The organism is Streptomyces sp. NPDC001292 (genome assembly GCF_042896465.1).
Classification (GTDB): Bacteria; Actinomycetota; Actinomycetes; order Streptomycetales; family Streptomycetaceae; genus Streptomyces.
This window is the reverse complement of the sequence record NZ_JBIAXG010000068.1, coordinates 1-17,869: the sequence shown is the minus strand read 5'-3', so window position 1 is coordinate 17,869 and position 17,869 is coordinate 1. Positions and strand designations below refer to the sequence as shown.

The window sequence follows — 17,869 nt, the reverse complement described above, 5'->3', positions numbered from 1 at the left end:
GGCGAGGGGAGGTGGATCCCATGGAGATCAAGGTTCGCAAGGTGGAGTCGGTCAAGGCGACCGTCAACGGCAATGGCGTCTGAGCCACTGACTGACAACGCCTCCGTGAGAGGGCGAGAGTCGCCCTCTCACGGGGCTTGTCCGTCTTCTCAGCTGGGAGTTTCGATGCGCATCACACTTAAGGAATGTGCCTGGGAGACCGTCGGCGACGAACTCGTCGTGGTCTTCGACCCGCGGGAGGCCATCACCCTCGACGACCCGAGGGGCATGGTTGCGGCGCTCCTGGGCGAACTCACCCGGACCCCGCAGACGGCCGCCGAGCTCTCCCTTGCTCTCAAGGGGCAGGGTTTCGAGGTGTCGGAGGCGGACGTCGCCACCGGTCTGCAGGGGCTCGACCAGCTGGGACTCGTTGAAGCGGCCGAGGAGCGCGGGCTGGGTGACGCGGCGGCGGACGAGCGGCACTTCTCCACCCTCACCTTCTTCGGCTCGTACGCGGACCTGGGGCGCTCCCGTGCGGAGTACATGCGCAGGTTGCGCCGCTCCCATGTGCTGGTTCTCGGGGTGGGCGGCGGCGGGTCCTCCGTCGTGCAGTGCCTGGCCGGCCTGGGTGTCGGCGAGATGACGCTGCTGGACAGTGATGTGGTGGAGAGCAGGAATTTCGCCCGGCAGTTCCTCTACCGCAATGAGGATCTTGGGCGCTCGAAGGTCGAGCGTGCGGCCGAGTGGGTACGACAGTACGACCCCGCGATCACGGCGCGCCCCGTCGAGCGCCGGGTGTCTGCTCCGGACGATCTGACGGATCTGCTGGAAGGCGTCGACATCGTCGTCGGCGGCCTGGACGGCGATCCCGACGCCAACCTGTGGATCAACGAAGCGGCCGTGAGCCGCGGCGTCCCATACGTTCTCGGCGGGGCGAGCCGTACCACGCTGGTGTACTCGTCGGTCGACCCCGGCCGCTCCCCCTGTCTGGCATGCGACCAGACCGATGTCCCGGATCACGAAGAGGAGTCGGTGGCGGGCGCGACCACCCGGCTGGCCGTGCGCCACCGCCCCAGCAACCCACTGATAGCACCCATCGCCATGCAGGTTGGCTCGCTCATTGCCTACGAGGCGTTGCGCTACCTGACCGGATTCGAACCGCCCCGGGCGGCGGGCCGCCGCGTGGTGCTGGACTTGCGGACCGGACTCACCGCCGAGTGGCATCCATTCACCGAGAACCCGGACTGTCCGGTCTGCGTGCGGGCCCCACGGCGGGTGAGCGCGCCATGACTGACCCCCGGCCGGGCGGCGTGCGACTGCGGCAGCTGAGCGTGGTCGCGGAGGGCGACGAAGTCCTCGTGGGGGACCCGGTGGCGGGCACCTTCGTCAGCATGCCTGCGGTGGGCGGCGTCGTGATCGCCGCTCTGCAGCGAGGGGCCACCCTGGAGCAGACCGCGGCCGAGGCCGAGGCCTTCGCGGGGCAGCCGGTGAACATCCCCTCATTCGTGGAGACTCTGCGGGACCTGGGCTTCGTGGACGACGGCAGTGAGGTGAAGTCGACACGAACCGCCCCCATCCAGAACAAACGCTGGCTGCGCGGGGTGTCGCCGGCCACCGTCCGCCCCCTCTTCGGTCGGGTGGCGTGGACGGTCTACGCGGTCTGTGCCCTGTTCGTCGTCGCCGTGTTCGCCCTGCGCCCCGCACTCGTCCCCCGGCCCGCAGACGACGCGTTCGTCTTCTCGGACATCGGGGCAAGCGCCCTGCTGCTGGTGCCGTTCGCCATGGCCGCGGTGGCACTGCACGAGGCCGGGCACTGGCTCGGGGCGCGGGCCTGCGGCATCGAGGCCCGGTTCGGCATCGACCGCCGCATGGCGCTGCTGGTGTTCGAGACGGACCTGACCCAGGTGTGGACCGTGCCCCGGAGGCAGCGGTACGGACCGCTGCTCGCCGGACTCGCCGTCGACGCCGTGACGCTCGCGGGTCTGGTTGGTACGCGGCTGCTCATACAGACGGCGTCCTGGACGCCTCCCCGGGTGGTCGACTCGGTGCTGGCCGCCTGGGTGTTCATCAAAGTGACCCAGGTGTTGTGGCAATGCATGGTGTTCCTGCGCACCGACCTGTACGCAGTGCTGGTGAACGCGCTGGGCTGCCGCGATCTGTGGCGGGTCAAGTCCCTGATGCTGCGGCGCGCCTTCGGGCGGCTGAGCGCGGGGGAGACTGCCGAGCTAGCGGCGGCCGCACCCGCCGATGTGAAGGCGGGGCGCTGGTTCCGCTGGGTGTGGCTCGCCGGGTTCGTGGGAGTGACCGCCTGGTTTGCCCTGCTCGTGCTGCCGGTGGCCTGGCAGGTGGTGACATGGGCCGCCGACGGTTTGGCCGCGGGCCCACTGACAGGCGACTTCTGGTACAGCCTGCTGTGCGCGGGGCTGGTCCTCGGGCCCGAGTGCCTGGCGGCGGGACTCGCCACCAGCGACCTGGTACGGCGGGTCAGGACCGCTGCGGGGGCGGACAGCCAGGGATAGTCTCCGCTAGCGGTGGTTCGTTGCCTTGGGGCAGCGTGCGCGGTAGGCCAGCAGGTGGAGGGATTCCTGCAGGCCGGAGGTGGTCGCGATGGTGACCGCGCGGCGGCCGTGCCCGCTGGCCCCGGGCCCGCTGGAGAAGTATCCGGCCCGGTTCGATGATCTTTTTCCTCGCTGGCACAGCGGCGTGGGTTCCGGGAGTACCTGGCCGGGCTGTTGGTCCCGCTGGGAGCGGAACAAGACGCTCACGGCCCTGGCCGGGGCCGAGCCGGTGACGGGCGCCCAGCATCCGGCGGTGCAGCGGCTGCAGTTCTTGCTGTCCGAGTCGCGCTGGGACCTTGAGCGGGTCAACGCCCGGCGCCTGGAGCTGCTGCAAGAAGCAGCGATCCGCCTGCTTCTTGCCGGGCCGGCCACGCCGGGAGCGGCGGCCGAAAGGAGTGCGTGGGACGTTGATGTAGCAGTGCAGCAGCCGCTTGACATCGGCGACATCCACGCCGAGGTCGTTGAGGACGCGGCGGGCGCGTGAGCCGGGGTTGGGGGGCGATCACGGCGAGCAGCTGCGGCGTGGTGACGGCGACCGGCGCGCAGGCTGGCGTGCGTTCGGTGGCCAGCTGCTCGGCGCCGGCCAGAGCCGCTTGGGCCTCGGCGGAGAACACGGTTAGGCCTTCGTGTGCAGGTTCGCAGGGGTAGTCGAACAGGCGGTGGCCAGCGTCGCGGATCTTGTCACGGCTGACGCCGAGCCGTTCCAGAGTGGCGGCGGCCACCCCGTCGGTGAGCAGGCCCAGCAGGATGTGCTCGGTGCCCGCCTCAGCCAGATGGTCGGCCTCGGCAGCGGCCAGCGCGGCGGCCAGGCCGGCCTCCAGGTCGCGGCCGCGGATCAGGCCGACGGTTGAAGGTGTCTGGGCGACGCGATTGGCGTAGCGCTGGCGGGCGGCCTGGCGGGCGACGCCGAGGCGTTCGCCGATCATGGTCCAGGAGTATCCGGCCTCGCGGGCCTGCCGCACGGCCTGGTCGACAGCCGCGTCGGACCGGCCGGACACGTCACGGGCCGGGACCGTCGGCCGGACCGGCGGCTTCCGAAGCGGCAGGAGCAACCGGCCTAACGCGTGCGATCAAGCCGAGGAGCAGCGACCATGCCAGTGTGCACACGCGACTTGACCAGCATCGACCGGAACCGGATGACAGTTGCCCCCTCTAACCGACACGAACAACGCGATCACCGACTCTTCCGCGATGGGCGGAGCAGATGCGGCAGTGGTGTGCCTGCGCCGGGGAAGCGGTCAGCCGGTTCGAAGCGGCGCTTGACAACGATGTCCTCGCTCCACACCTGTGCCGATCAGCGGGGTAAGACGCCGAGGTCTGACACCACTAACACTCATGAACCGTAGGCGCCGTGCGGGCGAGGACTGATACAGAGAGGTGTCCAAATGAAAGCGATCGTGGTGACGGACCAGGCCGCAGGAACGGCCGGGATGACGCTGACGGAGCGGCCCGAGCCGGAGCCGGCCATAAACGATGTCGTCGTTCAGATTCATGCGTCGGGATTCGTCCCGACGGAGATGGCGTGGCCCTCGACCTGGACCGATCGCCTCGACCGCGACCGAACACCGTCGATCCCCGGACATGAGCTGGCCGGAGTGGTCACCGCCCTCGGCTACGGCACGGCGGGTCTCTCGGTGGGACAGCGCGTGTTCGGCCTCACCGACTGGCATCGCGACGGCACCCTCGCCGAGCACGCGGCCGTCGAGGCACGCAACCTCGCGCCGCTGCCGGGCGACGTCGACTTCACCGTGGGCGCTAGCCTTCCGATCTCAGGCCTCACCGCGTGGCAGGGACTGTTCCAGCACGGCCACCTCCAGGCGGGGCAGAGCGTCCTCGCGCACGGCGCGGCTGGCGCAGTCGGGACGATGGTGACGCAGCTCGCACGAGAGGCCGGCGCCTACGTCATCGGCACCGGACGTGCCGCCGACCGTCAGAAGGCACTCGACTTCGGCGCAATGGAGTTCGTCGACCTCGACAACGACACCCTGGAAGACGTCGGCGAAGTCGACCTGGTCTTCGACGTCATAGGCGGCGACATCCAGAAGCGATCCGCAGGCCTGATCCGGACCGGAGGAACACTGGTAACCGTCGTTGGGATCCCTGAGGCGCGGCCCGCCCACGGCCTGGCGATCGACTTCGTTGTCGAGTCCGATCGTGCCCAACTGGGAGAGATCGTCCAGCGGGTGCGGGACGGACGACTGCGCACGAACATCGGCAACGTCGCGACCCTCGACGATGCCGTCGCCGCCCTCAACCCGACCGAGCGACGCCAGGGGAAGACGATCATCCGCGTTTGTCCGTGAGGACTCGGGCGGCGGCCCGGCGAACGAGGGCGGCGCCTCCACGGCGATCTGGGTGTCGTCGCTGATCGCGACCCAGGGAATGCGGCCCGAGCGGCGGGCCATACCGACGTACTCGCACATTCGCTAGTAGTCGCGCTCGGTCTTGGCGAGCACGCCGTCGCTGAGGAGCACGTAGTAGAGCTGGCGCAGGGAGACGGGAAGGTGGTCTCGGCAGCGGTCCAGGACGGCGTCAACCGCGGTGATCACGCGGAGGCACAATGAACCGGTCGCGGGCGTTGCGCGCCGCCAGGAACAGCTCCACGATCTCCCGGTCCGAGGCCCGCTCGCCCTTCTTGCGCGGGACCTTCACCCGGTGACGCGGCCGCATCCGGTACCCCGTCGCCTCCACACCGTGGGCCTCGGGCGGCAACTCCCAGTCCTCGGCCACCTCGTAGAGCTGGGACAGCACGCGCGCGGGCACGGCCTTCACGGTGATGCCGTGCAGCAGGAACTGCCGCACCCCGGTCAGCACGTTCTCGATCCGGGCCGGCTGCCGGACGGCCTCCGCACCCGGTCCCGGCAGCACAACCCCCGCCCCGACGGCTGGTCGACGCCGGTCGCCTCCTTCGAGCCGAACTTCAACCAGACCAGGTGGCTGACCGGAAGACGATCGCCTCACTCACTGATCAGTAGCCGGGCGGGCCCCTGACCAGGGAAGTTCTCGTACATGTCTTCTCCGTCCGGTCCGTACACGAACTCGACCATGGAAGGGTTACGGTTGGCGGTGGCCAGGGGTAGCCAGGCCAGCATGTGGCCGTAGCCGCCGCACACCGACTCGCCCCCGTCGCCGCCGTGGACCGCAGTGACATCGCTCGTCAGCTCCGTGCGATAGGTGTCGTAGGCGATATGCATGCCGAAGGCGTTCAGCTGGTTCTGCGGGCCGGAGCGATCCCCATAGGGGATGCGGTCGAGGGGGCAGTCGTTTCCCCACCGGAACAGGGTGTCTGCCCCGGGGCCACAAGCGTGTTCCCACTCGTCGGAGCTCGGCATCCGCAGGCCACGGGCTGAGAGAACAGCCAGCATGTCAGCAGGAGGCTCAGTCAGATTCTCGTCCTCCACGGCCATGAGGACGGTGGCCAGGTGAACGCTCCGGCGAGCGCTGAGTACCTGCGCGAGGTGGGTCCGCAGATCAGGCCCGTAGCCGTAGCTAGTCCTCGACCTTGCTGCGGCTCTTATAGGCGAGGTCCTGATAGTCGGGGTGCCGGGCCATCCAGGCGGTGATGAACGGGCACACCGCGAGCACCCGCAGCCCGTCTGCCCGCGCGGCGTCCAGGCCCGCGCGGGCCAGCGCCGAGCCGACGCCCTGTCCGTTGAACTCCGGGTCGACCTCGGTGTGCGTGAAGACGACAAGCCCGCTCTCGCTGGTGCGCAGGTACTCGGCGAAGCCGGCGAGCTGCCCGTCCACGCGGGCCTCGTAGCGATGCGTGTCGGGGGAGTCGGTGATTTCGATGGTCATCGTGAGCCTTTCGGGCGTGGGGTCCGGTGTCCGGCCATGCGTAAATGTAGGTGCGGAGGGGTTCGTACGGTCACCCGGGTACCGGCTGCGGCGTGGCGGTCTGCCATACGGGGTGCTTGCTGAGGATGGAGACCCGGTTGAAGGAGTTGATGGTGATCGCCTCGCAGCGCCTAGCCATCCAGGTGGCCGAGCTCGGCGTCCGGCCGGCAGTGCCCGCAGGCCTCGATGCCTTCGGTCAGTGCTCGTAGGGCGACGTCCCGAGGTACGCCTTTCCAGCGTTTGCCCGCCATATGGCAGCCGCCGACGTGAACGGCGACAGGCGGTGAGTCACGGTTCAGGCCGCCTTCGAGGATCCAGTCGGGTGCGGCCGGCCGGGCCTGCTCACCGCGCTGGCGCTCCTGCTCGCGGCGTTCGGCTGTGGCGATCTGCTGCCGTACCCGGTCGAGGGTGAGGACGAGCCACGTCTCCAGGATGCGGAGGCGGGGCAGGTCAGGCGGCAGATCGTTCACATGTTCGATTCTATGATCGGAGTGGAAGACTGCAATCCAGGGGGCCGGAGAGAAGCGCGAATGGCGATCGAGGACGTGCTGCACCGCCTTGCCATGGACCCCGCCGGCCTGACTCCGGCCCCGCCCTGGCAGGTCCACCGGGAGGCAGCGGCCCGTGTCGGCCGGAATCCGGTCCCGTGCGTGGGCTGTGGTCGGTCGGCCCGTGCGGCGGGGATCATCGAGGTTCTCGGTTACGGCCGCCGGTGGCTGGACCGCTGCCGGGACTGTCTCCTTGCCACCATTGACCTGCAGCCGTCTCGGGTGTCGGGCACGGTGGCCGAGATCGTCGCTGACCTGTGTGCTGCCGCAGCGGAGGCCGGGGCGCAGCTGGCAGTTGTGAGTAAGGACAGGAATGACCGCCGTGGATGGCTCACAGCGTTTTCACCTGATCGTGACGGCGGCCGGCCATCCGGTGGCACAGGGCTGGTGGGGCAGCGAGACGACAGCCCGCCGCAAGTTCTCGTCATGGGTGGGGGAGTACGGCAGTATGCCCGGCGCCCGCATCACCCTCACCGATGAGCAGCAGGGCAGCGTGTTGATGTCGTGGCCGGGCGAGGGCTGACCGCCTGCCATGCTGGGCGCCATGGCTCACCGCCCGCACCCCGCCCGCGGCCGTGCGCTGCGGCAGATCCTCCGCCGCCACCGCAACCCGCCTGCCTCGCTGCCACCCGCACGCACGCAGGAGCAAGGGGCAGGCGGCGAGTACCGGCTGTCGACACGCCGCCGCTATAGGAGTCCTCCTCCGTCGCGTGCCGCGCGGCTTCGGTCCGCTGCTCGCTCCACGGCTCGCGGGCGGGCGGTCCGTACCGGTCGCGTAGCTGCTCGACCTGTGCCTGCGCTGCGTCCGCTGCGCGCTGCCTCTTCACGAGTTCTTCGAAGCTGTGTGCCACGTGCGGACCCTTAAGTGGGCGGTCCGATGAGCCGACCGTCGGACTCGCTGCCCGATCGGGTAGGGCCGCTGCCCTTGCCGGCCCCCGGTAAGACCTTCCGGGGCCCTGGTACTCCCGTTTCGTGTGTCCGACCCGCCTGACGCCGTGAGCGAGGGTCGCGACAAAAATCTTGATGCGGACCGCCGCGGTGACCAGGACCACTGGGTGCCGCCGCGGGTGGTGAAGATGGCCGTGAGGCGTAGGGGAGGGGAGTCATTCACCCTGCCGACGCGCCGAGCGAGCGGGGTTGGGTGCTGGGGTTTTAGCGTCGTAGTGCCTTGCGCTGTGACAGGACCGCAGGGCGATGGACGGCCCCTGCACGCAGCGCCCTGGGCAGGGGCCGCCGTCCCTGCCTGGACAGTAAGGCGGGCAAGGTCTCGGTCACCGTCAGTGCATGCTTGGAGCTGGCCATGCGCAGCGGTGGTTGGCCTTGCATTCCAGGGCCAGCGAGCCCGAACACCCCGCCGCTGTAGGGGCGGTCCGCGGCCGGGATGCGCACCATCTGCTGGCGAATGACTCTGGATGCATGAAGGCCGTGTGGTCTGGGATGATCCAGTTCGGGCTGGTTGCTCTGCCGATCAGGCTGTATGCGGCCACGGTGGAGCATCCCGTGCGCCTCCACGAGATCCATGTCGCCGATGGCAGCCGCGTCGAGCATCGCCGCTTCTGCAAGGCCGAGAACCGGGAGATCCCCTACGAACAAGTCGGCAGGGGCTTTGCCCTGGCAGACGGGCGCATGGTGCCGCTCACGGAGGAAGACCTCGCACACCTGCCCTTGCCCACAAAGCGGACCATCGACGTGCTGGGTTTCGTTCCCTTCGAGGACATCGACCCGATCAGTTTCGGACGGCCGTACTACGCGGGTCCCGGACCGGACGCCGACCGCCCATACGCCCTGCTCGTCGAGGCACTCGCCCGCACCGGCAACGTCGCCGTCTCCAAACTCGCCCTGCGCAGCCGGGAGCGCCTGGCGCTGCTCCGCCCCCGCCACGGCATACTCATCCTCCAGACTCTCCTGTGGCAGGACGAGCTGCGCGACCCCGGAGACCTCGCACCCTCCACGCCGGTCACCGACCGGGAGCTGGAACTGGCCGAGGTGCTGATCCGGGACCTCACCGGCATCAACGTGCGCGAGGTGCACGACGACTACGCCCACGCCCTGGAGCAGCTCGTGGACGCAAAGATCACCGACGGTGAGCTCGTCGAGCCGGCGGAGCCTACCCCGGTGCTGGACCTGATGACAGCACTGCAGGAGAGCGTCCGGGCTGCCGAGCGGGTATACAAGCGTCCATCGGCACGGCATCGGCCATAACCGTTGTTGGCCGGGCTGGCTTCCAACTCCTATGCAGACGGGTTCCTGTTGGTGTGAACTCGAGACGATAAGGAGCGTCGGAGTCGCTGCACCCAGGCCACCCCGGAGATCAGCCTGGACGAACTGGCCGAGCTGCGCAGGCGCTGCTCAGTGAGGAGGACCGCCTGGTGCTGGAGCTTTGCCACGACATCGCCCGGGACAAGACGTTGGCGTGGCTGGAGGAGTCGGTCGCGGAGATCCGCTGGGGGAGCGGCGGCAAGCACCGGGCCCGGGTGAAGGACGGACTGATCGTCGCGGTGTTCCGGCACTACGAGTCCAGAGCCGGAAAGCCCCTGCTCCACGAACATGCGGTCGTCTCGATCCGTGCCCGGCGGCCGGACGACAAGGGGACGTGGGGCAACCTGTCGGCGGACTCGATGCTGGAGCACATCGTCGCCGCCGGCACGCTCTACTCCCTGTACTTCATGGAGGAGGTGTCCGCCCGGCTCGGGTGGGCCTGGGAGCCGCGTGAGGTGACGCCCGGCCGACGACCGGTCATGGAGATCGCGGGCATCGACTGGCGGCTCATCGGCTGGCAGTCGACCCGCCGCCAGCAGATCGAGGACGCGCTGTCCCTTCTCGTGGCCGACTACGAAGAGAGGCAGGGGCACCCGCCGGGGGAGCGGGCCGCCTACGCGCTGGACCGGCAGGCCGCCGACCGGACGCGCCCGCCGAAGCGCAAGGTGCCGCGGTCGCTGTCCGAGCTGCGCGAGCGATGGCGGGCCTCAGCGATCCAAGCGTTCGGCGCCTGCGTCGTCTACCGGCTGGCGAAGCGGGCACGGGCGGCGGCCGCAGCGGTGTGGGCGAGGGCGCGGCCGGTGGTCGACGTCGCCCTGGCCGCCGTCGACACCGTCGCCGTGGTGTATGTGATGCGCGGCGCGTTCAAGCGCCGGCACCTGCTCGCCGAAGCCCGACGCCACCTCGCCTACGCCCTGCGCGGCCGACCCCACCAGCCCGGCCTGGACAAACAGATCGTGCAGACCGTCGTCGACGACTACACCCGTCCGGCCGGCCGACGGATGATGACCGCCGACCTCCGCGCGCTGTAGCCGCGCGACACCGAGGACCAGGCCGTGGTGCGTCCGCTGACCCGCGCACGCACGAAGCCCCCGCATCGGATACGCGCGGCGCGGTGCTCGATGCGCGCGGCGCGCTGCATCGTCCGGCGGTGGCGCGCACTCGGTGCGCACCACCGCCATCCACGGTGCGCCCTACACGATGGTGAGGCGCACCGGGTGCGCACCGGCCGGTGCGGGGGTGCGCATCGAGGGCCTGGCCCAGGCCGACGGCTCCCATGTGCCGGAGGATGTCGGCGACGTCCTCTTGTCCTGGGTGAGGATCTCTTTGGTGATGCTGATGACGGCCTGGGCGATGCCCTTCGCCGTGTCCGGCCCAGTCTGCGCCCAAGTTGTGCAGGGTGGCCACGAAGACGCGTCCGACGGCCTGCAGGGCGAAGGAGTCGTCGCACGGATCCGGGTCGATGCCGCACAGCGCGGTGACCGGGACGACGATCCGCTCGGCGACGTCCACGAGCAGCGCGGGCATCCCCGGTTCGTCGGCGAGGAACTCGCCGGCGGCCTTGGTGTCGCCGGCCTGGACCGCCCGGAGGTATTTGAAGGCGCTGAACACCGCGTGCGGGGTCATCGGGGCGAGCGGCACAGCGGGGTTCTGAAACATAGACCGCTCCCCACCTACGGGCCGCCTCGCTGATCGCGGCGGCCTCAAGATCGATCCTCGGGGCGCGGGCCTGTGGATAGACTCCGGGCGCGGGGCGGGGGAGAGATCTCCGTCCTGCCGTTGCGACGTTGATCGGTAGTTGGCGAGCCGTGATCTGGCGACTGTGAGTTGAGGCCGTGCACCGAGATACGTACACACCGCGTACGCCCTGGTGTTGTGCTGGTGGCGTGAACGCACGCGTGGAGCCCCGTATCCGATCGGATGTGTGCGGACTGGATGGGATGGCCTCTGCGTACGAGGCGGATCGCCTTCTTCAGAACGTTCAGAGCGGCTCTCATCCGCTACTCCGACTCGCTCATCCGCACATGCGAAGTTCAGTGAAATAGCAGCGTGCCTGGAGGGCGAGCGAGCCGCTGCGAGGTTGCCGTACGGGCCGCCAACGCGAGACGCCGTTCGAGACGAAGCGGCACTCCCTACCGGAGGTTGCGCTATGGGATAGGTATCGTCCGCTCCGATGCCCTGGCCTGCAGTTCAGCAGGCCGCACGGAGGAGGATCACCATGGCCGGTCGCCGGCAGAGAACCGCGTCAGATGACGGATTCGCATCGCGGGCGCCGGAGGCTCCTCGGGCGAGCGCGCACGACACGGTGCGCCTCGCGCTGGTGATCGGTGCTCTGGGCGTGGTCTTCGGCGACATCGGAACCAGCCCGATCTACACCCTCCAGACGGTGTTCAACCCGAGCGACCCGCACCCCGTCCCGGTCACCACCCAGAACGTGTACGGGGTGGTGTCCCTGGTGTTCTGGTCGGTAGTGATCATCGTCCTGGTGACCTATGTGCTGCTGGCGATGCGCGCCGACAACGACGGCGAGGGCGGCATCATGGCGCTGATCACCCTGCTGCGGCGGTGGGGCTCGCAGCGGGGTGGGCGGGTCGCCGTCGTACTGGCTGCACTGGGCATCTTGGGTGCGTCGCTGTTCTTCGGCGACAGCATGATCACCCCAGCGATCTCGGTGCTGTCCGCGGTTGAGGGGCTGAAGGTCGTCGAGCCGTCGCTGGGCAGCGCTGTCGTGCCGATCACTGCGGTGATCATCGTGGTGCTGTTCGTGGTGCAGCGTAGAGGAACCGCGGCGGTGGGCCGGGTGTTCGGGCCGGTCATGATCGTCTGGTTCGTGGCCATCGGCGTGAGCGGTATCGACGGCATCGCCGACCACCCGCAGATTCTCGGTCGTTGCCCGCCCCTTAGACCGACCGGCAAATGGATCACTTGAGGCGCCGGGTGGTGGGGCGGTCGTCCCAGCGGTAGCGGGTCGTCGAGCGTCGGATGAGCACACGGAGCGTGACGAAAGATCCGACGGGCCGGATGCCCGCGCGGGCAGTGGCACAGGATCACACCAGCCGGAGCACCGGTCGGCTGTCCGGCATCCCCAGCAACTCCCTGACCCGCGGCATCGGCCAGGCCAGTTCCTGAGCCAGCTCTCGTACGCCCAGCCCGGTCTCCTGGACTGCCAGGTCGAAGGCCTGGGACAGCAGGACCGGCTGTTCCCCCTGGTAGCCGCTGACCGGCTCCCGCCGCCCTGCCCGACACGCGCGCAGGCGTCCGCGACCTGTCGCTGATGACCCTGCACTTCGCCGTCGCCGGCCGCGAGCACGAACTGGCCTGGCTCAGGGTCCGGGACGTCACCGAGGACCCCGAGGGCCGCTGGCTGATCGTGGACATCCGGGTCAGCAAGGTCGCCCCGCGCACGGTCGAGGTGCCCTACGGCTCACGCGCCCACCTCTGCCCGGTCCGGGCCTGGCGCAGGTGGAAGGAGACCGCCGGGCTGGACGCCGACCCGAACAGGTTCGCCTACCGCCGCCTGCACAACCGGTGGGGCACCGTCCTGCAGGCCGGATAGCGATCTTGGACAAACCCGTCTGATACCCCTGTCCGTTGCGGAGATCCGCCGCCTGATCGGACCGCTCTCCTCCGCCCACAGCACCTCACCCCCGACGCACCATCTGTGCTGGTCATGGTGGGGACGGCTCAGTCAGACCCGCGCCCGGCTGAGCCACTACAAACGCCGAGGTCAAACCCCACAACTGTGATTGCAGTACTAGGGCAAAAATATGGGCAAAACGTCCAACGAGTTCGCCGCCCTTCGGGACGGCGGACTCCTCGCACCGCGTGCTCGACCACTTAGCTGGTCTTTGAGGGTGTCGATGACGGACTCGATCCGTTGCCGGCGCCCGGGCGGCTGGCGGTGGGGCAGGTTCCATCCGTGACCGTGGCGGATAAATTGACGGTCGCGGGGAGGAGGTCGTGGCCGGGAGCCTTGAGAGTCGTGGTGACGTGCATGCAGAAGGCGATGTCTTGGCTGGTGACTTCGTAGTCACCAGCGTTGCTGTCGCTGTCGGGCTTCGCGATGCGTGTCACCGAGGGCGTGATCCCATGTGGTGGCCCCTTGCCCGACTCGTCGATGAGCCTTGCGATGTGGATCCGGAGGTCTTCGTCCGCGAACGTCGACTGTTTGCCCAGTTCCACAGCTGCCTGCTGCACTGCGGCTCTCAGGTCGCCCCTGTCCCAGTGTGTCTGCGTGTACAGCCAATACCACCCGATCAGTCCGGCCGCAAGGAGTAGGAGCGGCAGCCACACCCAAGGCGGGATGCGGATCTCTACCTTCGGACGCCGGGACTCCGGCAGGGCTGTGACGCTGCCTTGGTGCCACAGGGGAAGAGGCGGAGCAGAGGCGCCAGGGTCTGTCCACGCGGTGGGAGGCGGGTCGCTCGCAGGGGCCGGGCGAGGCGCAGTCGGATCAGGGGGACGCACCAGGACGAGATTGCCAGCGTTGTTGACCACCCGGCGCTGAGGTCGCGGCATATCGCGCACTGCGAGATCGCGTCGCACCTCGTCGAAGAGGTCGTCCAGGTTCAGCGCCACCGGCCCCCGCAGGGCCGCAAGCAGGGCGCCGGTAAATGCCGTGTGCGTCGCGCCTTCGGGCGCGTAGGCGACGGCGGTCGCGGAGGTGGAGGCGAGCGTGTAAGTGCCGGCAACGTCGATCTGCCCGGCGACCGTGCTGTGCCCGCTCGTCATCGCCTCGATGGCCCGTCCGGAGAAGCAGCAGTCCAGAACCAGCACCCGGATCGCCGCCGGGCTGTCGAGCAGTTCCTCCCGCAAGGTTTCGAACGGCAGCGCGGTCCAGCGGATGTCCGCGGTATCGGTGCCCGGCAGTGCGAGGTGGAGCCTGCCCCGCTCGTCCACCAGCCCGTGCCCGCTGTAGTACACGAACAGCAGGTCGGTCGCTTCCGCGGCGGCGCGGGCGAGGAGGGTACCTACCTCGCCCGCGGTGGCGGGATCAGCTGCGGTGATGCAATGGTCCACTGGCAGGGAGCCGGTGACCGGATCGGTGAGCACCTGCCGCAGGTCTGCGAGGTTGGCGCCGATGGCGGGCAGACTGGGCAGACCGGATCCGTCGGCGTGGGTGCCGGTGCCGATGAGAATGGCGCGCGAGCGGTCCGGGTCCGGCAACCGCGTCACTGCGGATTTCCCTCCGTTTCATCGCTGTTGAGCAGGCGCTCGATATCCCGCGCGAGCGCCTGCGGGTCGACGCCCTTGGCGTCCACCTCTACGGTGCGGCCGTCTCGCGTGCTCACCGTGATCCGCATGTCAGAGCGTCGCTGGCCGATCCAGGTGGACAGGCAGTTGGCGAGCACCGCGCCCATGCCTCCGGACCCGACGGCCACCGCGAGCGCATCCAGCGCTCCGCCCATCTCCCCCGGAGCGAGCGGGGACTGGAATGCCCGCACCCTGCCCCGCAGTCCGTCCTCATGACGTAACCAGTCCCTCAGAGACCGCAGTTCGTCTTCCGAACCTGATACGCGCAACCATAGTTCCCGTTCACCTTCGCTCATCACGGGTCCATCCTGGCCCATATTCCGTCCCGTCGGTCCTGGACTACGGAAAAGTGGATCAGCGAGGTCGGAGGGTGAACAAGCGGGCCAGAAGCTGTCCACGAACTGGGCGACGCTGGTGCAAGCGGCGTCGACCTGGCACTTCTGGGCCTAACCTGCGGGTTACGTGCTCCCCGGGTGTCTGAGCTAGGACTCCGGGCCGACACGACCGACGCGCCCAGATTCGCGGCATCAACTGTCCTAGATAGACCTTGGTAGCGCCCGACAACTTGGCCCAAGGCTCACCCAGGGGCAGGCTATCGCGACAGTCCAACGGCTGATGTGGCCTGCCCGGTCGCCGCTCCGGGAAGGGTCGATTCCTTCCAGAGGCCAAGCTCACGATACCCCGTTATAACGGGGCTGCATGGTCTACCCTGAACGGGTTGCCTCGTCCTCTCCGACCACGAGGCGGCCTCGCAGGGAGGCGCGATGATTCAGATCACTCTCGGCAAGAAGAAGGATGTCGACCCGATCAGTGATCCTCTCCAGCGCTCACAGATCGGCTGGAGCGACGGGCTGTCCGACCGTCAGCTCTACGAGATCGCCCGCGGAGTCTGGGTGATGCCCGGATCGCGCGTCGAGCGAGAGCGGTTCGCGGTCGTCAACGGTGGCGGGATCATCCGCCAGGCCATGGAGATCGACCGGCTTGTCGACGTGCGCGGTGGGCGACGGGCCTTCGAGGGGCGCATCCTCGGCCCCGGGCATCCGGTCCACGACCACTACGTCGGCAAGCCCGCCCCGAACGGCGCCCAGCAGAACCCCATCACCAACTTCGACTCCCCCCTGGGCAAACGCGAATGCAACTGCGGATGCGGCAGGCCCATCAGCCGGGGCGACTTCCTCCCTGGCCACGATCAGCGGGCCATCCACGAGAGGATCGCCCGCGTCGGAACAGTGAAGGACTTCATCACCTGGTTCGACCAGAGCTGGAAGCCGGATCAGGACCGGCAAGGCGATGCCGCCTGAGGAAATGCCAGCGAACCGGAAACTGCGGGACATCTGATGAGACAGCAGCACAAGCAGCAGGTCACCGCGGTCTGCAATGACAATGGCGGCGCGAACCTACACCAACGCCTGACCGAGGCGCCCGCGCCTCGACGGCTGTACACAGTCGGAACGCGCGAACGTGCCGCAGATGCCCAATCTGCGGCATGATGCTCGCCCACAATCCAAGGGCGGAGTCGTGAGCTCACGCCTGCACTGGATCACCGCGAGGGCCAGCACGTGACGGTGGAACGCAACCCGGTCCTACAAGGGCGAGATCTTCGCCAAGTTCCTCGTCCTTGCCGGTGAACACGGTTACGGCCCTGCCGGCCCTCTGCCCGTCCAACCCGATTGACCGGCGGGCACACTGGTCATCGGTGAACCCAGCCGCCACGGCAGACACGACACCTCCTCCAGCGGCCCGTCCGGAGGAACCACACGATGCGGCTCCAACAACGGCAACGGCACACTGCGCGGCACAGCCCGCTCCTCGGACTGCGCCAGCCGCGTCACGACCGGCACCGTATTGCGATGCGCCATCAGCCACGCCTCCAACCCGCGATGCCCCGTCGGCCATCTCCTCACGCAACCCCAGCCGCCCGCCCACCCACTCCGGTGAAGGCCGGCCCCGGCGGCGCGATGACGGATGAGGTCGGCGTCATCACCGGCGACCTCACCGTCGCCACCCGCCTGCTGCCCGACGGGCGCGCCGGCATCACCATCCAGTACACGGACGCAGACGAGTGGTACGTCCTCACAGGCAGCACCGTCCGGGTGCCGCCGGAGGGCCTAGCCGCCTTGCACGAGCAGATCCTGGGACGGGTCCGCCACGGCGGCGCCGAAGCCCCGCGCTGAACGGGCAAAGCCCCTCAGGAGCCACCGGCCATGGCGCCTGCCTCACCCTCCCGGGCGGCATGCCTGTGCCTTCAGGCCGGCCGCGGTGAGCCCCCAGAAGAACTACCGCAGCGAAATCCTGACGCCTCCGAGGTGATCGACCGGCGTCTCGGCATCCCTCATCTGTGGCCCCTGGCACCGGAGACATGGAACGAGGACACCTTCTACGGGCTGATCGAGCGCCGCATGCGGGGGTGGCCCACCAGGTCGTGGAATTGCTGCCGAAGGAGAGGACCTCGGGCGCCTGGTCGCCGTCACTGACGACGCCCGCAGCGCACTGGTGCACCGCGCCCTCAACGACAGCGCCCCAGCCATCACCACCCGGATCCGCCACGCCATCGCCCTCTTCCGGGGACGCGACACGTCAGCCGAGAGCAAGCGATCGGCGATCGTCACCCTCGCGGGCACCCTCGAAGAACGCCGCGCCCTGATCAAGGAGCAGGTCGGCAAGCCCGACGAAGGGGCGCTGTTCGAGATCGCCAACCGCTACGACCTGCGCCACCGCAGGGCCGACCAGCGCGGCGACTACGACGAAGCGTTCCTGGACTGGATCTTCTGGTGGTACCTCGCCACAGTGGAGCTGACCAACCGGCTGATCGTGGCGCGGAACCTCACCTGAAACGACGGATCGACCGCGGCCAGCACGCCGCCGTCGACCTGGCCCCGGGCGGATCACCGTGGCACCTCTCCTTGCCGACGTAGGCAGAGCCCTGTCGAATGTTCCCCGCTCAACAGCCCTGCCCGGGTGGGGGACTGGCGTCCTCGTACCGCCACGCTACTGAGCAGGGCCACCCTGATGATCAAGCGCCGCCGGAGCGGAACCCACGCGAACAAGCCTCCAGGTGTGCGAGCACGCTCGATCGAGCCGCAGGGACCATGAGTTTTCTCAGGCCCCGGGAAGGCGGGCGGATCAGCGCAGGCCGGCGAAGAGGTCGTTCTCGGGCACGGCCGCGCCGGTGGTGTCCTGGACACGTACGAAGGTCTCGACGCCCATCAATTCGGTGAACCTTTTCCGGCCCATTTTGAGGAAGAAGATGTTCTCGCCCTGACTGGCGTGCGCGGCCAGCGCATCAAACTTCTGACCGCCGAACGCGGTGGTGTCCACCCAGGTGGTGATCTCCTCGTCGCCCTCTCTGTCAAAGTAGGTTGAGTCAGGCATACTGGATGATTCATTGAGTCGAGGGCGGAGAAGGAGTAGTGCCCGGGTGGCCAGCACGAATGA

Annotated in this window: 17 protein-coding genes and 6 pseudogenes; 13 read left to right on the top strand and 10 right to left on the bottom strand. The window is 68.8% G+C overall.

The annotated features are described in order from the left end of the window. Nucleotides 1-165: 165 nt before the first annotated feature. From ACFY4A_RS39155 to ACFY4A_RS39145, 3 genes are all read left to right on the top strand, one after another. The gene (locus tag ACFY4A_RS39155) at nucleotides 166-1,269 is read left to right on the top strand and encodes a TOMM precursor leader peptide-binding protein (protein ID WP_390834090.1); all 1,104 of its coding nucleotides are present in this window, start codon (nucleotides 166-168) and stop codon (nucleotides 1,267-1,269) included. After that, entirely contained in the window at nucleotides 1,266-2,498 is a 1,233-nt protein-coding gene (locus ACFY4A_RS39150) for a hypothetical protein (RefSeq protein ID WP_390834089.1), read from the top strand. Before ACFY4A_RS39155 ends, ACFY4A_RS39150 begins: the two co-directional genes overlap by 4 nt. An 88-nt stretch (nucleotides 2,499-2,586) precedes the next feature. Then, nucleotides 2,587-3,021, top strand: coding sequence for a hypothetical protein (locus ACFY4A_RS39145; protein WP_390834106.1), 435 nt, complete (start codon nucleotides 2,587-2,589; stop codon nucleotides 3,019-3,021). 241 nt (nucleotides 3,022-3,262) lie between these two features. Here the strand turns inward: ACFY4A_RS39145 and ACFY4A_RS39140 are convergent. Continuing rightward, a pseudogene (locus tag ACFY4A_RS39140) lies at nucleotides 3,263-3,463 on the bottom strand (hypothetical protein); the annotation flags it as partial. Between the two features lie 459 nt (nucleotides 3,464-3,922). Here ACFY4A_RS39140 and ACFY4A_RS39135 point away from each other — a divergent pair. Beyond that, complete coding sequence (locus ACFY4A_RS39135; protein ID WP_390834088.1) at nucleotides 3,923-4,840, top strand: NADP-dependent oxidoreductase; 918 nt, start codon at nucleotides 3,923-3,925, stop codon at nucleotides 4,838-4,840. A 123-nt stretch (nucleotides 4,841-4,963) separates the two neighbouring features. Here the strand turns inward: ACFY4A_RS39135 and ACFY4A_RS39130 are convergent, their stop codons facing one another. The 5 genes and pseudogenes from ACFY4A_RS39130 to ACFY4A_RS39110 all read right to left on the bottom strand — a co-directional run bounded on the left by ACFY4A_RS39130 (nucleotide 4,964) and on the right by ACFY4A_RS39110 (nucleotide 6,844). Continuing rightward, nucleotides 4,964-5,086: a hypothetical protein gene (locus tag ACFY4A_RS39130; RefSeq protein WP_390834087.1), complete on the bottom strand. Its 123-nt coding sequence runs from the start codon at nucleotides 5,084-5,086 to the stop codon at nucleotides 4,964-4,966. Beyond that, nucleotides 5,070-5,405: a hypothetical protein gene (locus ACFY4A_RS39125; RefSeq protein WP_390834085.1), complete on the bottom strand. Its 336-nt coding sequence runs from the start codon at nucleotides 5,403-5,405 to the stop codon at nucleotides 5,070-5,072. Before ACFY4A_RS39125 ends, ACFY4A_RS39130 begins: the two co-directional genes overlap by 17 nt. A gap of 89 nt (nucleotides 5,406-5,494) precedes the next feature. Beyond that, nucleotides 5,495-6,025 (bottom strand): annotated as a pseudogene (locus tag ACFY4A_RS39120) (hypothetical protein); the annotation flags it as partial. Between the two features lies 1 nt (nucleotide 6,026). Then, complete coding sequence (locus ACFY4A_RS39115) at nucleotides 6,027-6,335, bottom strand: GNAT family N-acetyltransferase (RefSeq protein WP_390834084.1); 309 nt, start codon at nucleotides 6,333-6,335, stop codon at nucleotides 6,027-6,029. 170 nt (nucleotides 6,336-6,505) lie between these two features. Next, nucleotides 6,506-6,844: a DUF6233 domain-containing protein gene (locus ACFY4A_RS39110; protein ID WP_390834083.1), complete on the bottom strand. Its 339-nt coding sequence runs from the start codon at nucleotides 6,842-6,844 to the stop codon at nucleotides 6,506-6,508. A 391-nt stretch (nucleotides 6,845-7,235) separates the two neighbouring features. Here ACFY4A_RS39110 and ACFY4A_RS39105 point away from each other — a divergent pair, with 391 nt between their 5' ends. The 5 genes and pseudogenes from ACFY4A_RS39105 to ACFY4A_RS39085 all read left to right on the top strand — a co-directional run bounded on the left by ACFY4A_RS39105 (nucleotide 7,236) and on the right by ACFY4A_RS39085 (nucleotide 12,110). Further along, the gene (locus tag ACFY4A_RS39105; RefSeq protein ID WP_390834082.1) at nucleotides 7,236-7,445 is read left to right on the top strand and encodes a hypothetical protein; all 210 of its coding nucleotides are present in this window, start codon (nucleotides 7,236-7,238) and stop codon (nucleotides 7,443-7,445) included. An 893-nt stretch (nucleotides 7,446-8,338) separates the two neighbouring features. After that, complete coding sequence (locus ACFY4A_RS39100) at nucleotides 8,339-9,124, top strand: Ku protein (protein WP_390834081.1); 786 nt, start codon at nucleotides 8,339-8,341, stop codon at nucleotides 9,122-9,124. 143 nt (nucleotides 9,125-9,267) lie between these two features. After that, nucleotides 9,268-10,350: pseudogene (gene mobF / locus ACFY4A_RS39095) on the top strand (MobF family relaxase); the annotation flags it as partial. Between the two features lie 70 nt (nucleotides 10,351-10,420). After that, nucleotides 10,421-10,873 carry a hypothetical protein gene (locus ACFY4A_RS39090; RefSeq protein ID WP_390834104.1) on the top strand — a complete coding sequence of 151 codons (453 nt, stop codon included), beginning with the start codon at nucleotides 10,421-10,423 and terminating at the stop codon, nucleotides 10,871-10,873. 526 nt (nucleotides 10,874-11,399) lie between these two features. Beyond that, nucleotides 11,400-12,110 (top strand): KUP/HAK/KT family potassium transporter, encoded by a 711-nt coding sequence (locus tag ACFY4A_RS39085; RefSeq protein ID WP_390834080.1) that lies wholly within the window; start codon nucleotides 11,400-11,402, stop codon nucleotides 12,108-12,110. Here ACFY4A_RS39085 and ACFY4A_RS39080 read toward each other — a convergent pair. Next, nucleotides 12,103-12,189: pseudogene (locus ACFY4A_RS39080) on the bottom strand (IS5/IS1182 family transposase); the annotation flags it as partial. The gene ACFY4A_RS39085 and the pseudogene ACFY4A_RS39080 sit on opposite strands and share 8 nt — an antisense overlap. A gap of 266 nt (nucleotides 12,190-12,455) precedes the next feature. Here ACFY4A_RS39080 and ACFY4A_RS39075 point away from each other — a divergent pair. Beyond that, nucleotides 12,456-12,737, top strand: coding sequence for a hypothetical protein (locus ACFY4A_RS39075; RefSeq protein ID WP_390834079.1), 282 nt, complete (start codon nucleotides 12,456-12,458; stop codon nucleotides 12,735-12,737). A gap of 281 nt (nucleotides 12,738-13,018) precedes the next feature. Here the strand turns inward: ACFY4A_RS39075 and ACFY4A_RS39070 are convergent, their stop codons facing one another. Both ACFY4A_RS39070 and ACFY4A_RS39065 read right to left on the bottom strand, forming a co-directional pair. Continuing rightward, nucleotides 13,019-14,356, bottom strand: a complete 1,338-nt coding sequence (locus tag ACFY4A_RS39070; protein WP_390834078.1) for a caspase domain-containing protein — start codon at nucleotides 14,354-14,356, stop codon at nucleotides 13,019-13,021. Then, the gene (locus ACFY4A_RS39065; protein WP_390834077.1) at nucleotides 14,353-14,730 is read right to left on the bottom strand and encodes a hypothetical protein; all 378 of its coding nucleotides are present in this window, start codon (nucleotides 14,728-14,730) and stop codon (nucleotides 14,353-14,355) included. Before ACFY4A_RS39065 ends, ACFY4A_RS39070 begins: the two co-directional genes overlap by 4 nt. A gap of 468 nt (nucleotides 14,731-15,198) precedes the next feature. Here ACFY4A_RS39065 and ACFY4A_RS39060 point away from each other — a divergent pair, with 468 nt between their 5' ends. The 3 genes and pseudogenes from ACFY4A_RS39060 to ACFY4A_RS39050 form a co-directional block, all read left to right on the top strand. After that, entirely contained in the window at nucleotides 15,199-15,735 is a 537-nt protein-coding gene (locus ACFY4A_RS39060; protein ID WP_390834076.1) for a hypothetical protein, read from the top strand. Between the two features lie 657 nt (nucleotides 15,736-16,392). Next, nucleotides 16,393-16,608: a hypothetical protein gene (locus ACFY4A_RS39055; protein WP_390834075.1), complete on the top strand. Its 216-nt coding sequence runs from the start codon at nucleotides 16,393-16,395 to the stop codon at nucleotides 16,606-16,608. Nucleotides 16,609-16,725: 117 nt separating this feature from the next. After that, a pseudogene (locus tag ACFY4A_RS39050) lies at nucleotides 16,726-17,266 on the top strand (hypothetical protein); the annotation flags it as partial. A gap of 291 nt (nucleotides 17,267-17,557) precedes the next feature. Here ACFY4A_RS39050 and ACFY4A_RS39045 read toward each other — a convergent pair. Beyond that, a pseudogene (locus ACFY4A_RS39045) lies at nucleotides 17,558-17,869 on the bottom strand (hypothetical protein); the annotation flags it as partial.